This is a genomic window from Rubrobacter sp. M3-4 (genome assembly GCF_059772285.1).
Genome location: NZ_JCBAJP010000012.1, coordinates 57,100 through 77,838, shown reverse-complemented (window position 1 = coordinate 77,838; position 20,739 = coordinate 57,100). Strand labels below are relative to the sequence as shown.

Annotated in this window: 18 protein-coding genes and 2 tRNA genes; 18 read left to right on the top strand and 2 right to left on the bottom strand. The window is 69.5% G+C overall.

Annotated elements, in window-relative coordinates; all coding sequences use genetic code 11:
* Nucleotides 1-38: 38 nt before the first annotated feature.
* From deoC to AC6EKW_RS12760, 3 genes are read left to right on the top strand one after another with little or no spacing between them, the layout of a single operon-like run.
* The gene (gene deoC, locus AC6EKW_RS12770; RefSeq protein ID WP_273887099.1) at nt 39-740 is read left to right on the top strand and encodes a deoxyribose-phosphate aldolase; all 702 of its coding nucleotides are present in this window, start codon (nt 39-41) and stop codon (nt 738-740) included.
* Nucleotides 721-1,452 carry a DNA repair protein RecO gene (gene recO / locus AC6EKW_RS12765; RefSeq protein WP_273887079.1) on the top strand — a complete coding sequence of 244 codons (732 nt, stop codon included), beginning with the start codon at nt 721-723 and terminating at the stop codon, nt 1,450-1,452. Before deoC ends, recO begins: the two co-directional genes overlap by 20 nt.
* A complete protein-coding gene (locus AC6EKW_RS12760; protein ID WP_273847408.1) occupies nt 1,449-2,408 on the top strand; it encodes a deoxyguanosinetriphosphate triphosphohydrolase in 960 nt (319 codons plus the stop codon). The genes recO and AC6EKW_RS12760 overlap by 4 nt, the downstream gene beginning before the upstream one ends.
* Here AC6EKW_RS12760 and AC6EKW_RS12755 read toward each other — a convergent pair whose 3' ends face one another.
* Both AC6EKW_RS12755 and ppc read right to left on the bottom strand, forming a co-directional pair.
* Nucleotides 2,409-2,870, bottom strand: coding sequence for a COG4315 family predicted lipoprotein (locus AC6EKW_RS12755; RefSeq protein ID WP_498514583.1), 462 nt, complete (start codon nt 2,868-2,870; stop codon nt 2,409-2,411).
* 86 nt (nt 2,871-2,956) lie between these two features.
* The gene (gene ppc / locus AC6EKW_RS12750; protein ID WP_498514582.1) at nt 2,957-5,755 is read right to left on the bottom strand and encodes a phosphoenolpyruvate carboxylase; all 2,799 of its coding nucleotides are present in this window, start codon (nt 5,753-5,755) and stop codon (nt 2,957-2,959) included.
* A 60-nt stretch (nt 5,756-5,815) separates the two neighbouring features.
* Between ppc and dnaG the strand changes: the two genes are divergently transcribed.
* The 15 genes from dnaG to ftsA all read left to right on the top strand — a co-directional run bounded on the left by dnaG (nt 5,816) and on the right by ftsA (nt 20,717).
* Nucleotides 5,816-7,576, top strand: a complete 1,761-nt coding sequence (gene dnaG, locus AC6EKW_RS12745; protein ID WP_498514581.1) for a DNA primase — start codon at nt 5,816-5,818, stop codon at nt 7,574-7,576.
* A gap of 41 nt (nt 7,577-7,617) precedes the next feature.
* Nucleotides 7,618-7,690: transfer RNA gene (locus AC6EKW_RS12740), tRNA-Asn, on the top strand.
* An 8-nt stretch (nt 7,691-7,698) separates the two neighbouring features.
* Nucleotides 7,699-7,772: transfer RNA gene (locus AC6EKW_RS12735), tRNA-Ile, on the top strand.
* A gap of 318 nt (nt 7,773-8,090) precedes the next feature.
* A complete protein-coding gene (mraZ, locus tag AC6EKW_RS12730; protein WP_273889218.1) occupies nt 8,091-8,525 on the top strand; it encodes a division/cell wall cluster transcriptional repressor MraZ in 435 nt (144 codons plus the stop codon).
* A 5-nt stretch (nt 8,526-8,530) separates the two neighbouring features.
* Nucleotides 8,531-9,466, top strand: a complete 936-nt coding sequence (gene rsmH, locus AC6EKW_RS12725; protein WP_498514580.1) for a 16S rRNA (cytosine(1402)-N(4))-methyltransferase RsmH — start codon at nt 8,531-8,533, stop codon at nt 9,464-9,466.
* Nucleotides 9,467-9,922, top strand: a complete 456-nt coding sequence (locus AC6EKW_RS12720; RefSeq protein ID WP_498514579.1) for a septum formation initiator family protein — start codon at nt 9,467-9,469, stop codon at nt 9,920-9,922.
* Between the two features lie 7 nt (nt 9,923-9,929).
* On the top strand, nt 9,930-11,606 hold the full coding sequence (locus AC6EKW_RS12715; protein WP_273889213.1) for a peptidoglycan D,D-transpeptidase FtsI family protein: 1,677 nt from the start codon (nt 9,930-9,932) through the stop codon (nt 11,604-11,606).
* Complete coding sequence (locus tag AC6EKW_RS12710; protein ID WP_498514578.1) at nt 11,603-12,982, top strand: UDP-N-acetylmuramoyl-tripeptide--D-alanyl-D-alanine ligase; 1,380 nt, start codon at nt 11,603-11,605, stop codon at nt 12,980-12,982. Before AC6EKW_RS12715 ends, AC6EKW_RS12710 begins: the two co-directional genes overlap by 4 nt.
* A 1-nt stretch (nt 12,983) precedes the next feature.
* Complete coding sequence (mraY, locus tag AC6EKW_RS12705) at nt 12,984-13,967, top strand: phospho-N-acetylmuramoyl-pentapeptide-transferase (protein WP_498514597.1); 984 nt, start codon at nt 12,984-12,986, stop codon at nt 13,965-13,967.
* A gap of 7 nt (nt 13,968-13,974) precedes the next feature.
* On the top strand, nt 13,975-15,300 hold the full coding sequence (gene murD / locus AC6EKW_RS12700; protein WP_498514577.1) for a UDP-N-acetylmuramoyl-L-alanine--D-glutamate ligase: 1,326 nt from the start codon (nt 13,975-13,977) through the stop codon (nt 15,298-15,300).
* A complete protein-coding gene (locus tag AC6EKW_RS12695) occupies nt 15,301-16,488 on the top strand; it encodes an FtsW/RodA/SpoVE family cell cycle protein (protein ID WP_498514576.1) in 1,188 nt (395 codons plus the stop codon).
* On the top strand, nt 16,382-17,473 hold the full coding sequence (locus tag AC6EKW_RS12690; protein WP_273889209.1) for a UDP-N-acetylglucosamine--N-acetylmuramyl-(pentapeptide) pyrophosphoryl-undecaprenol N-acetylglucosamine transferase: 1,092 nt from the start codon (nt 16,382-16,384) through the stop codon (nt 17,471-17,473). The genes AC6EKW_RS12695 and AC6EKW_RS12690 overlap by 107 nt, the downstream gene beginning before the upstream one ends.
* Nucleotides 17,470-18,813: a UDP-N-acetylmuramate--L-alanine ligase gene (gene murC, locus AC6EKW_RS12685; RefSeq protein ID WP_498514575.1), complete on the top strand. Its 1,344-nt coding sequence runs from the start codon at nt 17,470-17,472 to the stop codon at nt 18,811-18,813. Before AC6EKW_RS12690 ends, murC begins: the two co-directional genes overlap by 4 nt.
* The gene (locus tag AC6EKW_RS12680) at nt 18,791-19,498 is read left to right on the top strand and encodes a cell division protein FtsQ/DivIB (RefSeq protein WP_273889207.1); all 708 of its coding nucleotides are present in this window, start codon (nt 18,791-18,793) and stop codon (nt 19,496-19,498) included. The genes murC and AC6EKW_RS12680 overlap by 23 nt, the downstream gene beginning before the upstream one ends.
* Entirely contained in the window at nt 19,482-20,717 is a 1,236-nt protein-coding gene (gene ftsA, locus AC6EKW_RS12675) for a cell division protein FtsA (RefSeq protein WP_273889206.1), read from the top strand. Before AC6EKW_RS12680 ends, ftsA begins: the two co-directional genes overlap by 17 nt.
* The last annotated feature ends 22 nt before the right edge of the window (nt 20,718-20,739 follow it).

The following is a 20,739-nucleotide window of genomic DNA, read 5'->3' as shown; positions in this document are numbered from 1 at the left end:
GCGGTCGTGGAGCGTGTGAGGGAGGTGCGTTCTTGGCGATGAGGGTGCGGGAGTTTGCGAAGACCATAGACCACACCCTGCTCAGGCCGGACGCCACCGAGAAGGAGATCGTGCGGTTGTGCCAGGAGGCGGTCGAGCACCACTTCGCGAGCGTCTGCGTGCCTCCCTGTTACGTCAGGCTGGCCGCGCGGGAGCTGCGCGGGACCGACGTGAAGGTCGGGACGGTGGTCTCGTTCCCGTTCGGGGCGGACGTGACGCGGGTCAAGCAGGCGGCGGTGCGCGACGCGATCTCCGGGGGCGCCTCCGAGGTCGACGTGGTGATGAACATCTCCCGCTTCCTCTCGGGGGACTTCTCCTACGTCGCGGAGGAGCTCTCCAGCCTCACGCAGGAGGTCAGCGTCGTCGCGATGAACAACGGTCTCAACGACGCCGTCCTCAAAGTGATAATAGAGACCGCCTACCTCACGGACGAGATGAAACGCCTGGCGGTGCAGATGGTCGCGGCCAGCGGGGCGGACTTCGTGAAGACCTCGACCGGCTTCGGGCCGGCGGGGGCCAGCGCGAAGGACGTGGCGCTGCTCAGGGAGGAGGCCCCGGAGGGGCTCGCGGTCAAGGCTTCGGGCGGCATCTCGAGCCTGGAGCAGGCGCTCGAGATGCTCAACGCCGGGGCCTCGCGTCTCGGGATGAGCCGCAGCGTGCAGGTCATGAAGGAGGCGGAGGATGGCGGTCTACAGGAGTAGGGGGATCGTCCTCCGCTCCATGCGCTACGGCGAGGCAGACCGCATCCTGGACCTCTACACCGCCGACGGGGGCATGGTCTCGGCGATCGCCAAGGGGGTGCGCCGCCCGCGCTCCCGCTTCGGGGGGCGGCTCGAACCGTTGTGCTGCGTGGAGTTCATGGCCTACCGGGGCCGTACGCTGGATACGATCACCCAGGTCGAGACGCTGCGGAGCTTCCGCGGGGTCAAGGAGGACCTCGCCCGCTTCGAGGCGGCGGGGAGGATGGTGCGCACCGTGCGCGCGCTCGCCGGCGGCGAGGCGGACCGGAGGGTCTTCAACCTGCTCTTCCACGCGCTGGAGGCGCTGGAGGGCAGGGAGGGCGGCTTCGGGGCCGTGGAGGCGGCGTTCGGGCTCAAGCTCGCATCTCTCGCGGGGTATGCTCCCCGGCTCGACGCCTGTGGCGTCTGCGGGGAGGAGGTCGGGGAGGTGGCGCGCTACTCCCCGGAACTCGGCGGGGTGCTCTGCGAGGCGTGCGCGCGGGGGGTCGGGGACGCCTTCGCGCTCGCCCCGGGGGCCGGTCGGGCGCTCGTCTCTCTCCTCGCCGGGCCGATGAGGCTGGCCGCGGTCGAAGGGAGGGTCGAGGAGAGCGTCCTGCGGGCCGTGCGCGCGCACGTGCGCGCGCACGCGCCGGGGGTCTTTTCCATGGAGCGCGCGCTGCGGCGTCCGGCATGAGGGGAGAGAAGGTTCTCAGGGCGTGCCCGGCCAGCTCCGGGCGACTCCGGCCCGAGCCGCCGGACGGCATCCGCAACGAGTTCCAGCGCGACCGCGACAGGATCATCCACGCCAAGGCGTTCCGGCGCCTGATGCACAAGACCCAGGTCTTCATCGCGCCCGACGGGGACCACTTCCGCACCCGGCTCACCCACACGCTGGAGATGATGCAGATCTCACGCACCGTCGCCCGGGCGCTCGGGCTCAACGAGGACCTCACCGAGGCGATCGCGCTCGGCCACGACCTGGGGCACACCCCGTTCGGGCACACCGGCGAGTACGCGCTCGACGGGATACTCGCCTCCTACGGGCGTTCCTTCAGGCACAACGAGCACTCGTTGCGGGTGGTGGACGTGCTCGAGAAGGACGGCCGGGGGCTCAACCTCACCTTCGAGGTGCGCGACGGGATACTCAACCACACCGCGGAGGGGAACCCCGCGACGCTGGAGGGCAGGATCATCCACTTCGCCGACAGGATCGCCTACGTCAACCACGACGTGGACGACGCGCTGCGGGCCGGGGTCATCCGCGCCGAGGAGCTGCCGCGCCGGCCGCTCGAGGTTCTCGGGGAGAGGATGAGCGTCCGGATAGACACGCTGGTGCGCGATCTGATCCGGACCTCCGAAGAGCGGGGGGAGATAGCGCTCTCCGAGCGGATATACGAGCCCTTCATGCAGCTTCGGGCGTGGCTGTTCGAGAACGTCTACCGCAACCCGCGCTCGCGGGAGAACGAGAAGGCCGGGGGGGTGGTGCGCGCCCTCTTCGAGTACTACCTGGAGCACCCCGAGGAGCGCGCGAAGAGCGACCCGGACCCGATCACCGAGACGACGGACTTCGTCGCGGGGATGACCGACCGCTACGCCCTCTCGCTCTACGAGCGGATCTTCGTGCCGCGCAGCGACCCGGATTTCGGCTGATCAGCCCCCGACCCTGAGCCCGGTCTGGGAGACCATGTACCACCGGCCGCCGAAGCTGCGCTTGCCCGCGCCCTTCGTCTCTCCCGGGGCCCGGTCCGCCGAGTAGTAGTAGAGCGGTTGGCCGGCGTAGGTGACCTGCAGGCTGCCGTCGTGGCGCCGGATCGTCCCGAGCTTGCTCGCCGGGATGCCCGACCCGGCGGAGGGAGCCCCTCGCGTGATGAGCGGGGGCCAGACTTTGGCGCAGCTCCCGTAGCAGGTGGATTTGCCTCCGCGGTCGGCGCCGAAGACGTAGAGGGTGTGACCGTTCGGGCCGGTCAGGATGTCCCCGAACCTGCTCGTGCTCCTCGCCGAGATCGTGACGGATCCGCCGGTGTTCTCCTTGCCGCCGGACGACCCTCCGCAGCCGGCCAGCAGCAGGAGCAGGGCCAGGGCCCCGAGCGTGGCGAGAGTGGCGTGTTTCATCCAAAGCCTCCCGGATCTCGTACCATGGAAGTTATACGGTATTGCGCGCGTCTGCGTCTCCCGCCGTCCCGGCAAGGGGCGGCGGATCAGCCGGTGTTCAGCATCCCGGAGGAGATGCCGGAGATCGTGAAGAGCATCGCCCGCGTCACCTCCTCGCGCTCCTCCGAGCCTTCCGGCAGGGAGCGCAGCCTGCCGAGCAGGTTGATCTGTACCTGCGAGATCGGGTCGACGTAGGGGTTGCGCAGCCGGATGGAGCGCTGCAGCACCGGGTTGTTGTCCAGGAGGTTCTCGTTTCGGGTTATGGCGAGGACCGAGCGCACGCACGCCGCGTGCTCGGCGGCGACGCGCTCCCAGAGCCTCCGGCGCAGCTCCTCGTCGGGAAGTAGCGACGTGTAGCCTTCGGCGATGCGCGGGTCGCTCTTTGCGAGCGTCATCTGCATGAAATCCATGAGGGTTTTGAAGAAGGGCCACCTCTCGTACATCCGGCGCAGCGTGCGCAGCCCGCCGTCCCTTCGCGCGTGCTCCGAGAGGGCCGTTCCCGCCCCGTACCACGAGGGGAGCAGGAGCCGGTTCTGCGTCCAGGCGAACACCCACGGTATGGCGCGCAGGCTCTCGACGTCCGGGCGGGAGGCCCTTCGGGCCGGGCGGCTCCCGATGTTGAAGAGCGAGAGCTCGTTTATGGGGGTGGTCGCGGAGAAGAATTCCAAAAACCCCTCGTCGCCGTAGACTAGCGCCCGGTAGACCTCCCGCGAGCGGGCCGAGATCTCCTCCATCGCCCGCACCCACGCTTCTTCGGGCTCGATGGCGCCCTGCCCGGCGCTCGCCTCCAGCACGGCGGCGAGGGTGGTGTCCAGGTTGCGCCGGGCGAGGCCCCGCATGCCGTACTTGAACGAGATCACCTCGCCCTGCTCGGTGATCCTGATGCTCCCCCCGATGGTGCCGGGGGGCTGGGCTTTTATGGCCTCGTAGCTCGGACCTCCACCGCGGCCCACCGAGCCTCCGCGCCCGTGGAAGAGCCGCAGGACGACCCCGTGCTCGCGGGCGACCTCGACCAGCCGCTGCTGAGCCCGGTAGAGCGCCCAGTTGCTGGTGATGTAACCGGCGTCTTTGCCCGAGTCGCTGTAGCCGAGCATCACCTCCTGCAGGTTGCCGTCCCTCTCCACCGAGGAGCGGTAGAAGGGGTCGGAGAGCAGCGCGTCCAGCACCTCCGGGGCGCGCTCGAGGTCGTCGATCGTCTCGAAGAGGGGTGAGACCCGGATCCTGCTCCTTGCACACCCGCCGTCTGTGGAGACGTCGATGAGCCCGGCGAGCCGGGCGAGGAACTGGACGGCAAGCACGTCGCTCGTGTGGTGGGCCATGCTCAGGACGAAGTTCTCGACCGGGCGTCCGGAGAACTCTTCCTGCGCCTTTCTGATGCTCGTGAACGTCTCGAAGACCTCCGAAGCCTCCGGCGAGAGCCCCTCTACCTCCTCCGGAAGCTCGCTGCGGCTTATGAGGGAGCGCAGCAGCGAGCAGCGTTCGTCCTCCCCGAGCGGGAGGAGCTCTCCCACCCCGAGGCGTTGCGTGATCTCCGAGGCGGCCCGCACGAGCCGCGAGCTCTCCTGCCGGACGTCGAGTTTGGCCAGATGGAACCCGAAGACCTCCACCTGACGTACGAGGTCCTCGAGCCTCCCCGAGGCGGTCCTTTCGTCCCCGCCGGAGATCAGGCTACGCCTGATGAGCTCGAGTTCCTCCAGGAGCTCCTCGGCTCCGGCGTAGGCCTGCGGCGAGCCGGGCTCCTCAAGCGTCTTCTTCAGACGACCGGCCACGAGGAGCAGCTTGCGCCGGTAGAGCTCGTCCGGGTCGGCTTCGCTGGAGCATCCCGCGAGCTCCGGGAAGCGCTCCTCGTCCCGGAGCAGCGACTCCCGGAGCTCCGGCGAAACCCCGGAGAACCTGGCGGACTGGCTCAGATGGTCGGCGAGCGCCAGGATGTCTTCCAGGTGCCTGTTCAGGATGAGCCTCCGCTGCATCTCGAGCGCTTCGAGCAGGGTCTCCGGATGCACCATCGGGTTGCCGTCCTGGTCCCCGCCGACCCAGGATCCGAACTCCAGCACCCGTCCGATCTCGAACCTTTCGCCGGGGTAGCGCCGCGCGAGCTCGTCGTCCAGCTCGCGGTAGACGTCGAGCGTGGCGGAGATCAGGGGTTTCTCGAAGAACTGGAGCGTGCGCTCTATCTCCTGCCGCACCTCGGGTCGCCGGGAGCGGAGCTCGTCCGTCTGCCACAGGAGGGAGACCTCCTCGTGCAGCTTCTCTTCGAGGCGCCGCCGCTCCCGCCAGGTGAGATCCCTGACCTCCAGCTCCTCGAGCACCTCCGCTATGCGCGTGTGCTTGTTGCGCACCGTGCGCCGCATGGCCTCGGTGGGGTGCGCCGTGAGGACCAGCGTGACGTTCGTCCGGGCGAGCAGCTCGCGCAGCCGCCGGGCTTCGAGTCCGTCCTCCCTGAAGCCGAGCATGGCGCTGCCGATCGAAGCCCGCTGCGGCGGGTTCTCGTCGGACGATTCGTACTGCCTCCGGCGCCGGACGCGGTGGTAGCGCTCGGCGATGTTGACGAGCTGGAAATACACCGAGAAGGCCCGCACGAGCTTCTCGAGCTCCACCGCGCTCATCGCGGCTATGCGCCGCCGGAGCTTCTCTTCGAGGGCGGGATCGTAGTCGAAGCGCAACCGCTTGCACAGCAGCCGCACCTCTTCCTCTCTCTCGAAAAACTCTCTTCCCTCCCGCTCGATCAGAACCCGCCCCAGCACGCGCCCGAGCCGGTTGATGTCGCGGCGCAGAGGCTCGTCCTTCGGGGCGAAGCTCACCCCGGGGGGAAGGTCCGCGTACTCTCCTCCGGCTCCGAAACTCACGACGCGTAGGGTAACATTACCCCCGGCGGATATCGATTGCGGGGAGCGGGCTGAAGGGTTTTGAGGATCTCACGCCGCACCATAGACGAGGTTCGACAGGCCGCGGATGTCGTCGAGGCGGCCTCGGAGTTCACCGCCCTGCGCAGACAGGGCGCCCGCTTCGTCGGCCTCTGCCCCTACCCGGACCACCAGGAAAAAACCCCTTCGTTCAGCGTCTCCCCGGACCTTGGCCTCTACTACTGCTTCGGCTGCCAGAGGGGGGGAGACGCGATAAAGCTCGTGCAGGATCTGCACTCCACGACCTTCGCCGAGGCCGTCCAGTACCTGGCCGAGAAGAACGGCCTGCGCATCGAATACGAATCCTCCTCCCCCGAAGAGGCGGAGAGGGCCCGACGGGCCGAGTCCCGCCGGCGCAGGATCTACCGGGCCCTCGCCGCCGCCGCCGTCTACTACCACAAGTTCCTCACCCACTCCCGCGCCGCAGAGGGCGCGCGGAGGTACCTCGCAGAGCGCGGAATCTCGCAATCTACTATAGGAGAATTCAGGCTGGGCTATGCGCCGGAGGGGGGGAGGGAGGCGTTCGTGCGGGCGATGCGGAAGGTCAGGGTCGGGGAGGAGGAGCTCGGGCTCGCGGGGCTGCTGTCGCGTCGGGGGAGGGAGCGGTTTGCGGGCAGGATCACGTTTCCGATCTCGGATCGTCGGGGGCGGGTGGTGGGTTTCGGGGCGCGGGTCGTCGGGGAGGGGATGCCCAAGTACCTGAACACGCCGGAGACCGAGGTCTTCAACAAGCGGAACCTGCTGTACGGGCTGCCGCAGGCGGCGGGGGCGATGCGAAGGGAGCGATCGGCGGTGGTCGTGGAGGGGTATACGGACGTGCTGATGCTCCATCAGGGAGGGGTGGAGAACGTGGTGGCGACGCTCGGGACGGCGATGACCGAGGCGCACCTCAGGACCCTGAGCGCCCACGCCGACACCATATACCTCCTGTTCGACCCGGACGCCGCGGGCGAGAAGGCCGTGGAGCGGGTCACCGCGGCCGCGGCCCGGTTCAGGCTCGACGTGCGGGTCATGAAGCTCGAGGAGGACCCGGCCGACTGGGTCCTCTCGCACCCGGCCTCCGAGCTCTCCTCCATGCTCTCCGGCGCCGTGCCGGTCATGGAGTACGGCATCCGGCGCATCGCCGGGCGGTACATGGGGGCCGACGCCGCGAGCCGATCGCGGGCCCTGCCGGAGGTGCGCGCCATGATCCGGGGTCTGCACGATCCCGTACTGCGCCGGGAGGCCGTGCGGATCGCCTCGGAGGCCCTCGGGGTTCCGGCCCGGCTCCTGCAGGAGCGTTCCGTCGGGGACGTGCCGGTGCGGGGGTATGACCGTCCCTCCCCGGACGACCCACACCTGCAGGCCGGGCGCGAGGTCCTGGCTCTCATGCTCACCCGGCCCGATCTCACCGGCCCTCTCCTCCGCCAGGGGGTGGATTCCCCGGTCCTGCCGGAGCCCTTCTTCCTGCGGCAAGAGGACTTCTCGGACCGCGAACAGGCGGAGATCTTCTCCATCCTCGGGGATCACGCCGGGGAGAGCCTCGACGGCGTGCTCACCGACGAGCGGCTCCGGAGCAGGATGGACGCCGTCGGTGAGCTGGCCAGCTACGGAGAGCGGCTCTATCCCACCCGCGAGTCGGTGCGCGAAGCCTGGCTGCGCCTCGGCGTCCTCAGCTGCCGGCGCCGCAAACGCGAGACCACCGACTACGACCTCAAGGCGAAGCTGCACGCCCGTGCCCGCCTGCTGGAGAGGGCGATGCGCGACGTCCCCGCCGTTCCTTGAATACCAGACCCTCCACCCGTATAATTACGCCCCGCAAATATTCCCCTGTAGCTCAATTGGCAGAGCATTCGGCTGTTAACCGAAGGGTTGCTGGTTCGAGTCCAGCCAGGGGAGCCCCCAGCGGGCCCATAGCTCAGTTGGTCAGAGCATCCGACTCATAATCGGACGGTCCCAGGTTCGAGTCCTGGTGGGCCCACACCCCTTACCACCATCTCCCAGAAATCATAGCCCCAATTTCATCTTCTCCGATATGTTGTAGCGCGCGATATGCACGCCCCGACATATTGACATTCCATCCCGCGCGCAGACCCTTCGGCCACCCCGGACATCTTCCACGAAAAATCCCCTGTTAGAGGGAGTCCATACCCCTGGGGAGGGGGGATAAAGGCGTATCGACGACCTCCAGATGGTGTTGGAGGGGTTCTCGCACCACCACCGATTGCGGTTTGGAGATGGATATGCAAGAATCAGCGCAGCCGTGGGTCAAAGTGGAGCGTAGTGGGAGGGAGGTGCCCTGGCTCTTCTTGGCGAGTACGAGCACACGCTGGACGAGAAGGGGCGTCTCACCCTCCCTTCCAAGCTCCGGCCGTACTTCGAGGGTGGCATCGTGATCACCAAGGGTGTGGACCGGTGTCTGTTTGCGTTTCCGCCCGAGGAGTGGGCGGCGTTCAAGGCCAACATAAAGGCCAATGCCGATCTTTCGGCGCGGGGGCGTCAGCTCTCGAGGATGTTCTTTTCGATGGCCTTCGAGGCGACGCTCGACCGGCAGGGGCGTGTTTTGATCCCGGCGAAGCTCGCACGCTATGCCGGGCTGGAGCGGGAGGTGACTCTCGCCGGCGTCGATGACCGGCTGGAGATCTGGGACACCGGGGAGTGGAACCGCTACGTGGAGAGCGCGGACGAGAGCTTCGCTGAGATCGTCGAGGAGTTCGCCGGGAGGGAGCTGTAGGCGTGATGGCGCTCTCGCACACGCCGGTCATGCTCGAGGAGGTGATGGAGGCGCTCGACCTCCGGGGCTCCGAGACGGTGGTCGACGCCACCTTCGGCGGCGGCGGGCACACCCGCAGGATACTGGAGCTGCTCGGGGAGGATGGGAGAGTCGTTGGGGTGGACCGGGACCCGGAGGCGGGGCGGCGGGCCGCGCTGGTGCGCGACGCGCGCTTCGTCTTCCGTCCCGGCCCCTACGACGAGGTCCTGCGGGAGATGGTCGAGGAGGGCTGGCGGGTCGACGCGGTCCTCTTCGACCTCGGGCTCTCGAGCCACCAGGTCGACGACCCCGGCCGGGGCTTCAGCTACGTGCGCGAGGGGCCGCTGGACATGAGGATGGACCCGACCTCTGGCGTCTCCGCGGCGGGCTTCCTGAACGGGGCTTCCGAAGAAGAGATCACGGAGGTCCTCGTGCGCCACGGGGACGTCGTGCGGGGCGAGGCCCGCCGCATCGCGCGGGAGGTCGTCGCGCGGCGCCCGCTTTCGACCACGACGGATCTCGCGGAGGCGGTGAGGGCGGCGGTCGGCTGGAGGCGTCGGGGGGGCAATCCTGCCAAGCGCGTCTTTCAGGCGGTGAGGATGCACGTCAACGACGAGCCCGGCGGGCTCCGGCGCGCGCTCGAGGCCACGGAGCGTCTGCTCCGGGAGGGAGGGAGGCTCGTGGTCGTCTCCTTCCACTCCGGGGAGGACCGGATCGTCAAGCGGTTCATAAAGGAGAGGGAGGGCAGGTGCACCTGTCCCCCGGAGCTGCCGGTCTGCGTCTGCGGGGCCCGTCCGACGTTCCGGCGGGCGAAGGTGATGCGTCCCTCGCGGGAAGAGGTGGGGCGCAACCCCCGCAGCGCCTCCGCCCGGCTCAGGAGCGCCGTACGTACCGCCGAGCCTCCGAGGGAGGGTGAGGCTTAGGTGGCCGTCCCGCAGGAGAACCGGGGGCGTGCGTGGTCGCCGGAGATCTGGGAGAGGGGCGACGAGCGGGAGCGTGAGATCCGGCGGCGCGAGATCCGGCGCCGCCGGCAGCTGCGCCGGCGTGCCGCCATCCGGCGCCGGAGGTTCCTCGCGCTCGTCGTCGTCCCCGTGCTGCTGATGCTCGGCAACGTCTACGTGCACGCCATCTCGAGCCGGCTGGACGCCCGGGTGCAGGATCTCAGGCAGCAGCAGGCCCGGATGCAGGCTCAGGGGGAGAAGCTCGACGTCCGGGTGGCGCGGCTTTCGCGGCCGCAGAGGATACGCACCCTGGCACGTACGGAGCTCGGGATGAAGGACCCGGGCGGCAACGAGATGAAGGTCTACGTCGTAGGGAGAAAGATCGGGGAGGATGGGGAGAATGCCCAGAAGAAGAGCGCCAAAGGAGGAGGAAGATAGGCGGAGGATGAAAACCGGGCGCGGGAGACGATCCCGCGCGCGTCCCGGATCCGGCCGCTCGCGCCTGCGGGCGGTGGCGGCCGGGGTGGCCGTCGCGGGGATTCTCCTGGGCAGCAGGGCGGCCTATCTGAGCCTGGACGGTACCGGGGCGTACAGGGCTTTGGCCTCCGAGCAGGCGGGGGGAGTGGCCCAGCAGGACGCCGCCGCCGGGCGCGGGAGCATCCTCGGCGCCGGCGGTCAGAAGCTCGCGACCTCCGTCAGGACCGCCGACGTGGTGGCCACGCCCTACCAGATCAAAGACCCGAAGAAGGCCGCCGCGAAGCTCGCGCGCGTCCTCGGGGGGCAGATGAAGCAGAAAGAGATCGAGGGGCTGCTCACCAAACGGGGGTCGAACGGCAGGCTGAGCGGTTACAGCGTCGTGGCCCGGAACGTGGACCTCGACGTCGCCCGCAGGGTGCGCGACCTCGGCATAGAGGGTATATACACCATGCCGGACGCGAAGAGGGTCTATCCGGATGGTGATCTCGCGAGCCAGCTTCTCGGTTACTACAGCGACTACGGCAGGGCCTACGGGGGCGTGGAGGCGACCTACGACAAGAGGCTCTCGAAGGGGCAAGACGTGCGCCTGACCATAAACGCCGCGGTGCAGCAGCAGCTGCAGAAGGCCCTCTCGGACTCCATGCACCGCTTCCACGCGAGGAGCGCCAGGGGGCTCGTCATGAACGTGCGGGACGGGTCCATCGTCGCGCTCGCCAACGTTCCCGGCTACGACGACAACCACTACGACCAGGCGCCGGGCGCACTCCAGCGCGACCGGGTGCTCACCGACCCGTACGAACCGGGCTCGACCTTCAAGGCCTTCACGGTCGCCGCGGCGTTGCAGGAGGGGGTCATAACGCCCCACACCACCTTCGCGGTGCCGGATCAGATCCAGATCCCCGGTGCCGTGGTGCACGATTCCCTGCCGCACCCGGTGGAGCAGATGACCCCGGCGAAGGTCTTGCAGGTCTCGAGCAACGTGGGGGCGACCAAGATCGCCGAGAGGCTCGGGGGGCGGCGGCTCTACGAGTACATAAAGCGGTTCGGGTTCGGGAAGAAGACCGGGATAGACCTCGCCGGCGAGTCGCCGGGGTACGTGCCTCCGTATCGGCAGTGGAGCGGGACGACGATAGGCAACATCCCGTTCGGGCAGGGGCTCACCGTCACCCCGCTGCAGCTCGCCGCCGGCTACGCGGCGATCGCCAACGGCGGCCGGCTCGTCACCCCGCACGTGGTGCAGGGGCACGACACGAAGCCCGGACCCCGGGTGATAAGCCCCAGAACCTCATCTATAGTAAACGGGATGCTCCAGAGCGTGGTCGACAAGGGGACGGGAGTTTGCGCCAGGATCCCAGGATACCGGGTCGCCGGGAAGACCGGGACGGCCCAGAAGGTCGATCCCGCGACCGGCACCTATTCGACCACGGACTACGTCGCGTCGTTCATCGGGTTCGCCCCGGCGAACGACCCCAGGTACCTCGTGCTCATGATCGTCGATGACCCGCAGGGGGACATCTACGGCGAGACGGTCGTGGCACCGTACTTCAGGGAGGTCATGGGCTACACATTGAGCTACTACAACGTGCCGCCCGACCCACGGGTCGCGGGCGTGGCCCCCGACAAGAAGGCGGTCTGCCGGACATGAGGAGCACGCCGCTCGAAGAGGTGGCCCGGGTGATCGGGGCCCGGATGGTGGGCGTACGGGCCGGACGGACGGTGCGCGGCGTGTGCATCGATTCCCGCCGGGCGGGGCCGGGCGAGCTCTTCTTCGCGCTCAGGGGGCGCGTGGACGGCGCCGAGTACGCCGGGGACGCCCTCGCGCGCGGGGCGGTGGCGGTGGTCGCCGGCCGGCCGGTCGAGGGGCCCACGCTCGTGGTGGGCGACCCGCTCGATGCCCTGCAGCGTCTGGCGCGCTGGAGCATCGAGACCTGGGAGCCCGAGCCCCCGGTCGTCGTCGGGATAACCGGCAGCGTCGGCAAGACCACGACAAAGGACGCGCTCGCCGCCATCCTGAGGACAGCGGGCAGGCACGTTGCCGCCACCGGCGGCAACTACAACAACGAGATCGGGCTGCCGCTCACCGTACTCTCGGCGAACGAGAGCTCGGAGGTGATGGTGCTCGAGATGGGGGCGACGCACGAGGGTGACATCGCCCACCTCTGCCGGATCGCCCCCCCGCGGGTGGGTGTTCTCACCGCCATCGCCCCGGTGCACCTGGACACTTTCGGGAGCATCGAGGGCATCGCCCGGGGCAAGGGGGAGCTCGCGCGCTCGCTCCCCGACGACGGCGTGATGGTCGCGCCGGTGGGGGTTCCCCCGGCCGCGATCGCCGAGGGGAGGAACCTCCGCCGCCGGATAACCTTCGGCCGGGGGCGGCAGGAAGGCGTGGACCTCTGGGCCTCGGAGGTCAGGGAAGGGCCGGAAGGGCTCGGTTTCAGGATGCACCTCGGACGGCGGAGCGTGCCGGTGCAAAGCCCCGTCTTCGGGACGCACCTGGTCGAGCCGCTGCTCGCCGCCTCGGGCGGGGCGCTCGCTCTGGGGCTCTCGCTGGAGGAGTGCGCGGCGGGGCTCTCGCGGGTGAAGCGTACCGGGCTGCGCGGGGAGGTCTACCACCTGCGGGGGGACATAGTGCTCTACGACGACACCTACAACGCCTCTCCGGCGGCGATGCAGGCCGTGCTGCGCTACGCGAGGGCTCAGGCCGGAGAGCAGGGGCGGAGGTGCGTCGCCGTGCTCGGCGGGATGTACGAGCTCGGGCTCTGGGCCCGGGAGTACCACCGGGAGATCGGACGCCTCGCGGACGAGCTCGGCTTCGATCTTCTGGTCTGCGTGGGCGACGAGGCGCGCTGGTACGCCGAGGGTTTCTCCGGCGAGGCCGTCCTGTGCGGGGACGTCGAAGAGGCGCACGGGGTGCTGGAGGAGCGCCTGGAGGACGGGGATTACGTGGTCGTCAAGGGGTCGCGCGGCGTCGGGCTCGATGCCCTGACCCGCAGGCTGAGAGAGAACCTGGCCGTTGTTTAGCGTGATTCTGGGAGCCGGGGTCGCTTTCTTCGTGACGGTCAGCCTCGGCTCCAAGTTCATAGCGTTTCTGCAGAGCCGGAAGTTCGGCCAGTTCGTACGCGAGGAGGGTCCGCAGACGCACCTGATCAAGGCGGGCACCCCGACGATGGGCGGGGTGGTCATGCTGCTGGGGCTCCTGGGGGCGCTGGTGGTCGTGGCGCGGCTCAACTGGACGACGGTGGCGATGCTGATAATCATCGCGGTGGCCGCCGGGATCGGGCTCTACGACGACTGGCAGAAGATCTCCAAGCGGCGCAGCGAGGGGCTGAGCGCCCGCTACAAGTTCCTCTTGCAGGTGGGGGCGGTGGTGGTCGCGGACGTGCTGGCGCTGCACTACGTCGGGATGACGCAGGAGGTCGTGGTGCCGGGGCTCGACCGGAACCTGATGCTCGGTCCCGGATCGCTCGGGGTGGTGTTCTTCTGTTTGTTCTCGCTGCTCGTCATAGCCGGGACGACGAACGCGGTGAACCTCACCGACGGGCTCGACGGGCTCGCGGCCGGGACCGGAACGCTGGCGCTCGCCGCCTACACCGGGATAGCCTTCCTCGAGCGGCAGTACGACGTGGCCGTGATCTGCGGGGCGATGGCCGGGGCGGCGGTCGGCTTCCTGTGGTACAACGCGCACCCCGCGGAGGTGTTCATGGGGGATACCGGGTCTCTGGCCATCGGAGGGGTGCTCTCCGCGGCCGCCATCCTGACCAAGACCGAGCTGATCCTGCCGGTGGTGGGCGGGCTGTTCGTCATAGAGGCCCTCTCGGTGATCATCCAGTACACGGTCTTCAAGATGACCGGCCGGCGGGTGTTCAAGATGGCCCCGATCCACCACCACTTCGAGCTCTCGGGGTGGAAGGAGAACAAGGTCGTGGTGCGTTTCTGGATCGTGCAGGCGGCCTTCGCCGCCTCGGGGTTCATCCTCTACTACTTCACCCTCTACAACCCGGCGTGAGGAGGTCATGAAGTCAGGGAAGACACTGGTTTACGGGCTCGGGGAGTCGGGGCGCGCGGCGTGCCGGGCGCTGCTCGATGAGGGCGGGATGGGGGTCGTCGCCGCGGACCTGGCGGACTCCCCGGAGCTGCGCCGGGTCGTGCGGGAGCTCGGGGTCGAGGGACGGCTCGGGGTCTCCCCGGACGAAGCCCTGGAGGGCGTCGGGCGGGTGGTGGTGAGCCCGGGCGTGCCGCCCTCCGACCCGGTGCTCTCGGCCGCGGAGAAGAGGGGGATGGAGATCGTGCCCGAGGTCGGGGTCGCGCTCGGGATGCTCGGAGGTGGGGTGCGGGTCGCGGCGGTGACGGGCACCAACGGCAAGACCACCGTGGTGGACATGGCGGGCGCGATGCTGCGCGAGGCCGGCTTGGATCACGCCGTGGCGGGCAACTCCTGGCGGGCGCTCAGCGGTTGTGTCGAGGAGGCGCGGCGCGCGGGGGTGCTGCTGCTCGAGCTCTCCTCCTTCCAGCTCCACTACCTCGAAGGGTTCGGTTTCGAGGCCGCGGCCCTCCTCAACGTGCGGCCGGATCACCTCGACTGGCACTCCTCCTTCGAGGAGTACGCCCGGGACAAGCTCAGGATCTTCGCGGGGCAGCGGCCGGAGGATCTCGCCGTCGTGAGCGCCCGTGACCCGGTCGGGAGCGGGGCGGTGTCCTCACTCGCGGCCGAGACGCTCGTGGTCGGGGAGGAGGGAACGGAGGTGCGCGACGGGTGGCTCCTTCTGCGCGGCGAGCGTCTCGTCGAGACCGGGCGGCTCTCTTTCACCGGCCGGCACAACCTGGAGAACGCGCTCTTCGCGGCGGCCCTGGCGCAGAGGCTCGGCGCGGACCGGGCCGGGATCGCCGCGGCCCTCGTCTCCTACCGGCTCAAGCCGCACCGCCTGCAGGTCGTCGCCGAACGGGGGGGCGTGCTCTACGTGGACGACTCGAAGGCGACCAACCCCTCCTCGGTCGCCGCCGCCCTGGAGAGCTTCGACCGGCCGGTGGTGCTCCTGCTCGGAGGCTCGGAGAAGGAGACCGGCTTCGGGGAGCTTCTGCCCGTCCTCGGCCGCTGCCGGGCGGTGGTCTGCTTCGGGAAGGCCGGGCCGGGGATACACGAATATCTGGCGCGGGAGGCGGCGATGGACGGGAGGCTGTTGCTGGTGCCCGACCTCGCCCGGGCGGTGGAGGCGGCGCGTCGGGAGGCCCGGACCGGGGACGTGGTGCTCCTCTCGCCCGGATGCGCGAGCTTCGACGAGTTCTCCGGATACGCCGAGCGGGGAGAGGCCTTCACCCGGCTCGTGAAGGAGGAGGGATAGATGGGCCACGGTACCTCCCTGCGGTCCAACCTGTTCCTCGCCACGCTCGGGCTCTCGCTGCTCGGGGCGGTGATGGTCTACTCGGCCACCTACCGGGACTACGGGGCGCACTACCTGATCGTGCGCGCGGCGCACATCGTGCTCGGGGTCGTCATCTTCGCGGTAGTCAGGAAGATCCGATACACCACGTGGCGCAGGGTCTACCCGGCCTTCTACCTGGCCGTGCTCGCGGCCCTGCTTCTGGTCCTGGTGCCGGGGATCGGGACCGAAGTCGGGGGGGCGAGGAGGTGGTTCGACCTGGGGTTTTTGAGCCTGCAGCCCTCGGAGTTCGCCAAGCTGGCCGCCATCTTCGTCGCGAGCTTCGCGCTCGCCCGCTACCGGCCCGGCCGGAAGTTCCCGGTCGGCGCGCTCGCGGCGGTCGGGCTGCTCTTCCTGCTGGTGGTCGCCGAGCCGGACTTCGGGACCTCGCTCGTGATCCTCTCCGGGGTCGGCGGGGTGCTCCTCGCCTCCGAGGTGCGAACCCGGAGCCTGCTCTCGCTGGGGGCCGTCTCTACCGTAGGGCTCGTCGGGGTCATGCTGCTCGAGCCCTACCGCAGGCAGCGGTTCCTCGCCTTCCTCGACCCGTGGTCCTCGGCCAGGGGATCGGGGTACCAGATCGTGCAGTCGATGCTGGCGATAAGGAGCGGCAACCTCCTCGGGGCCGGGCCCGGCGCCGGGGAGCGGGTGGCCTACATCCCGGAGATACGGACGGACATGGTCTTCGCGCTCATCGGCGAGGAGCTCGGCCTGATAGGGATGCTCGTCGTCATCGGGGTCTTCGTCTTCGTCGCGCTCGCCGGCTACAGGATCGCGCTCGGCGCGCCCACGACCGCCGCGCGCTGCGTGGCGGCCGGGATCACGACGATGCTCACCGTTCAGGCGGTCTTCAACGTCGGGGCGGCGACCGGTGTGCTGCCGCTGGCCGGGATGACGCTCCCGTTCGTGAGCTACGGCGGATCGAGCCTGATGGTATCTTTTGCAGCCGTCGGTATCCTCTACCGGATATCCGAGGACAGCGAGCGAGTGAGAGAGGTCGATGCGGGTGCGAGCGCCAGCGAGGATACTGATAGCGGGCGGCGGGACGGGCGGGCACGCGATCCCCGCGCTGTGCGTGGCCGGGGAGCTCGCCGGGCGGGGGGCCACGGTTGAGTTCGTGGGCGCCTCTTCGGGGATAGAGGCGGATCTGGTGCCCCGGGCGGGATACCCCTTCCACCCGCTGCCGCTGCGGGGGATGGCGGGCGGCGTCTTCGACCGGGGACGGGCGGCGGCGCTCTTCGCCCGGGCCGTGCTCGCCTGCCGCGGGCTGATGCGCTCTTTCGAGCCCGGTGCGGTGCTCGGGGTCGGGGGGTACGCGAGCGCGCCGGCGGTGGCCGCGGCCCGTTCGCTCGGGATACCGACGTTCCTGCACGAGCAGAACTCGGTGCCCGGCCGGGTGAACCGGCTGGCGAGCCGCGTGGCCTCCGGTACGTTCGTGACCTTCCCCGAGGCGGCCGGGGTGCTGCGCGGGGCGCGGGTGGTGGGGATGCCGACCCGGCGCGAGTTCTTCGCGGCGGACAGGGAGAGGGCGCTCGGAGAGCTCGGCCTCGAGCCGCCGGTCGTCCTCGTCTTCGGCGGGAGTGGGGGGGCGCTCAGGATCAACCTGGCCGCCCAGGAGGCCTTCGGCTCCGGCGAGACCCCGTACACGGTGGTGCAGGTCGCGGGCAGGAGGGACTACGGCCGGCTCTCGACGAAGAACCCGCGGCACCTCATACTGGAGTACGAGCCCGAGCTTTGGCGCTACGTCGCGGCCTGCGAGCTCGCGGTCACGAGGGCCGGCGCCGGCTCGCTCTTCGACCTGGCGGCGGCCGGGAGGGCGGCTATACTCGTCCCCTACCCCTACGCCGCCCAGGACCACCAGCTGCACAACGCCCGCTACTTCACCGAGCGCGGGGCGGCGGAGATGATGCTGGACGGGGAGGTCGACGCCCGGAGGTTGAGGGAGAGGGTCGAGGGGCTGCTCGGCGACGGGGAGCGCCGGGAGCGGCTCGCCGCCCGGATGAAAGAGCTGGCGACGCCGGATGCCGCCTCGGAGGTGGCCGCGGCCCTCGTCGAGGCGGCCCGGCGGAAGGAAGATCAGGGGAGGGTACGGAAGTGAGGATACACATGGTCGGGATCGGGGGAGCCGGGATGAGCGGCATCGCCCAGATCCTCCACGCCAGAGGGCACGAGGTGACCGGCTCCGACCTCAAGGAGTCCAGCTACACGAAGAGGCTGCGCGAGGCGGGGGTTCCGGTGGTGATCGGTCACGACGCCTCCAACGTCGGGGAGGCGGAGGTCGTGGTGGTCTCGACGGCGATCCCGAAGACCAACCCGGAGGTTCTCGAAGCGAGAAGGAGAGACATCCCCGTCATCCCCCGGGCGCAGGCCCTGGCCAAGATACTGGAGGGCAAACGGGGTATCGCGGTCGCCGGGACCCACGGCAAGACGACCACGACGAGCATGATCGCCCACGCCCTCAGGGTTCTCGGGGAGAACCCGACGGCGCTCGTCGGCGGGGAGCTCAACGATATCGGATCCAACGCCCTGGACGGTGCGGGGGAGCTCGTGGTGGCCGAGGCGGACGAGAGCGACCGCTCGCTGCTCTACCTGAGGCCGGAGGCCGCCGTGGTGACCAACGTCGAGTTCGACCACCCGGACTTCTACCACTCGCTCGACGACGTCCTGGAGACCTTCTCCCGCTTCGTCGGGGGGTTGCCGGAGGACGGCCTGCTGGTGACCTGCGCCGAGGACGAGCGCTGCCTGAAGCTCGCCTCCCGGGCTCCGTGCGAGGTGGTCACCTACGGCATCTCCGGCGGGGAGCTCCGGGCGCGCATACTCGGCCCGAACCGCTACGTTCTGCTCGAGGACGGGAAGGAGCTCGGCGAGGTCGAGCTCGGCGTCTTCGGGAGGCACAACGTGCTCAACTCGCTCGCTGCGGCCGCGGTGGCGCGCTGGCTCGGCCACGACGCCTACGAGGCGGCCCGCACGCTCGCGACGTTCTCCGGGGTGCGGCGACGCTTCCAGCTCAAGGGGGTGCGCTCGAACATCAGGGTCGTCGACGACTACGCCCACCACCCGACCGAGCTCGCCGCGACCCTCGAGGTGGCGCGGGCGACGCTGGAGCCCGGAGGTAGGGTGATCGCGGTCTTCCAGCCGCACCGCTACTCGCGCACCCGCCGGCTCTACCGGGAGTTCGGCGGGGCGTTCTCGGCGGCGGACGCGGTGCTCGTCACCGAGGTCTACGGTGCGGGGGAGATGCCTCTTCCGGGGGTGAACGGGAAGCTGATCGTCGACGCGATCTGCGACGTGCCGCACCGGCCCGAGGTCTACTACCTCCCGGAGCTCAACGTCATCCCCCGCGTCCTGCGCGAGATCTGCGAGAGCGGGGACACCGTGCTCACCCTCGGCGCCGGGGACGTCTCCAGGGTCGGCGATGAGCTGCTCGCCATACTCTGAGGGGAGGGTCGTGCGCTTCTCGCCGGGCCGCTTCTTGCGTGCGATTTCGGTCTCGGTCGCCGTCGCCGCCCTGACCGCCGCGACCGTCTACATCGTCTCCGGGCTGCTCTTCCCGGTGAAGGGCGTCAGGGTCACGGGCAACAGCGTGGTCCCCGCCCGGGAGGTCCGGGCCCAGATCCCGGACCGCTCGAGCCTCCTCACCCTCAACTCCGGGCTTCTGGTCCGGAGGCTCGAGACCAACCCCTGGATCGAGGACGCGAGGGTGCTGCGGGACTGGAGATCGGGTATAGTCACGGTCCAGGTAGAGGAGCGGCGGGCCGTCCTGGAGGCGAACGTCTCTGGAAAGAAGATCTTCGTCGCGCAGGACGGGACCCGGCTGCCGGGCGCGGGGGGTGCCCGGCTCAGCCCCGTGAACCTCGACCGCTACGAGCTCGAGAGGGTGGTGGACGGTATCAGGGTGCTCGAAAAAAACGGCGTGCGCGTGCAGAGGATAAGCAGCGTGACCCCCGGTGGGGTCTACGCCCGGGCGTCCGGGCGCGAGGTGGTGTTCTACGGAAAGGTGACGACCGCGCAGGCCCGGGCGCTGAAAGAGATCATGCGCCGCAACCCCACCGCGAAGGTCTTCGATCTGCGCTCGCCGGAGCGCGTGGTGGTCGGCAGCTCCGGGGATGCCGGCCGGGGGTAACGAAAGCGCGGGCACCTCACGACGCCCGGTCTACGCGCTGGACGTCGGCACCACGAAGGTGGTCGCGCTCGCCGGTCTGCCCCCCGAAGGGGAGACCCCGGCCGAGGTGGTCTCGGTGGGCGAGGTGCCGAGCCGCGGTCTCAGGAAGGGCGTCGTGGTGGACCGGGACGCCGCCGCCGATACAGTGGCGCGGGCGCTGGAGCGTTGCGGGGTCCCGGCCGGCTCGCGGGTCGTCGTGGGTATCGCGGGCAGCCACGTCGAGTGCGCCCGGGTCGAGGTCACGCTGCTCAACCGCGGGGAGGACCTGACGGTCACGCAGCCCTTCCTGGAGCGGCTCGAGGAAGAGGCCCGCCTGTCGGCCACCCGCGAGGGGAGGCAGGTCATACACGTCGTGCCCCGCGAGTACGTCCTCGACGGCTCGAACGGGGTGCGACATCCGCTCGGGCTGGCGGCCCGGCGGGTGACGCTGCGCGCGAGCGTCGTGAGCGGCGCGGTGACCAGCATCCAGAACCTCCTGTACGCCGTGGAGGACTGCGGGGTCGAGGTGGCCCGCATCGTCCTGGAACCCCTCGCCTCCGCCGAGGTCTGCCTCCCCGAACGGGCCCGTGCCAGGGGCGCGGTACTCCTGGACATAGGCGGCGGGACCACCGACCTCGCGGTCTTCGAGGACGGGGTGATGGTGCACGCCGCGGTCATCCCGATCGGCGGGGAGAGCTTCTCCTCGGACGTGGCCTACGGCATGAAGGTGTCTTTCGAGGTCGCCGAGAGGCTCAAGGTCCGCTACGGTTCGGCCCTCTCCCGGACCATAGACCCCGTCGCCGCCGTCAGGCTCGGCAACCGCTACTACAACGCCCACTTCCTGAGCGAGATCCTCGAGTACCGCGCCAGGGAGGTCTTCGAGTACGCCCGCGACGCCCTGCGCGAGGCCAGCGTGAAGGGCCTCCTGCCCGGCGGCGTCTTCCTCACCGGCGGCGGGTCGCTCCTCGAAGGCATGGACGAGGTGTGCGAGGAGATCCTGGGGATGCGCGCCTCGAAGGCGGCCCCGCGCCGGCTCGAAGGGAACGCTAAAGCTCTACGCAAGCCTCAGTATTCGACCGCGGTCGGGCTGCTGGGTTTCGGACCCCGACACAATGAACCTGTAGCAGAGGGTGAGGGTGCAACGAAATTCAGTTTTGGTAGCATTGTGGCCGCTATCAAGAGTTGGTTTCGGGGCGAGTGAGTAGCAAAGAGGAAACTTCGGG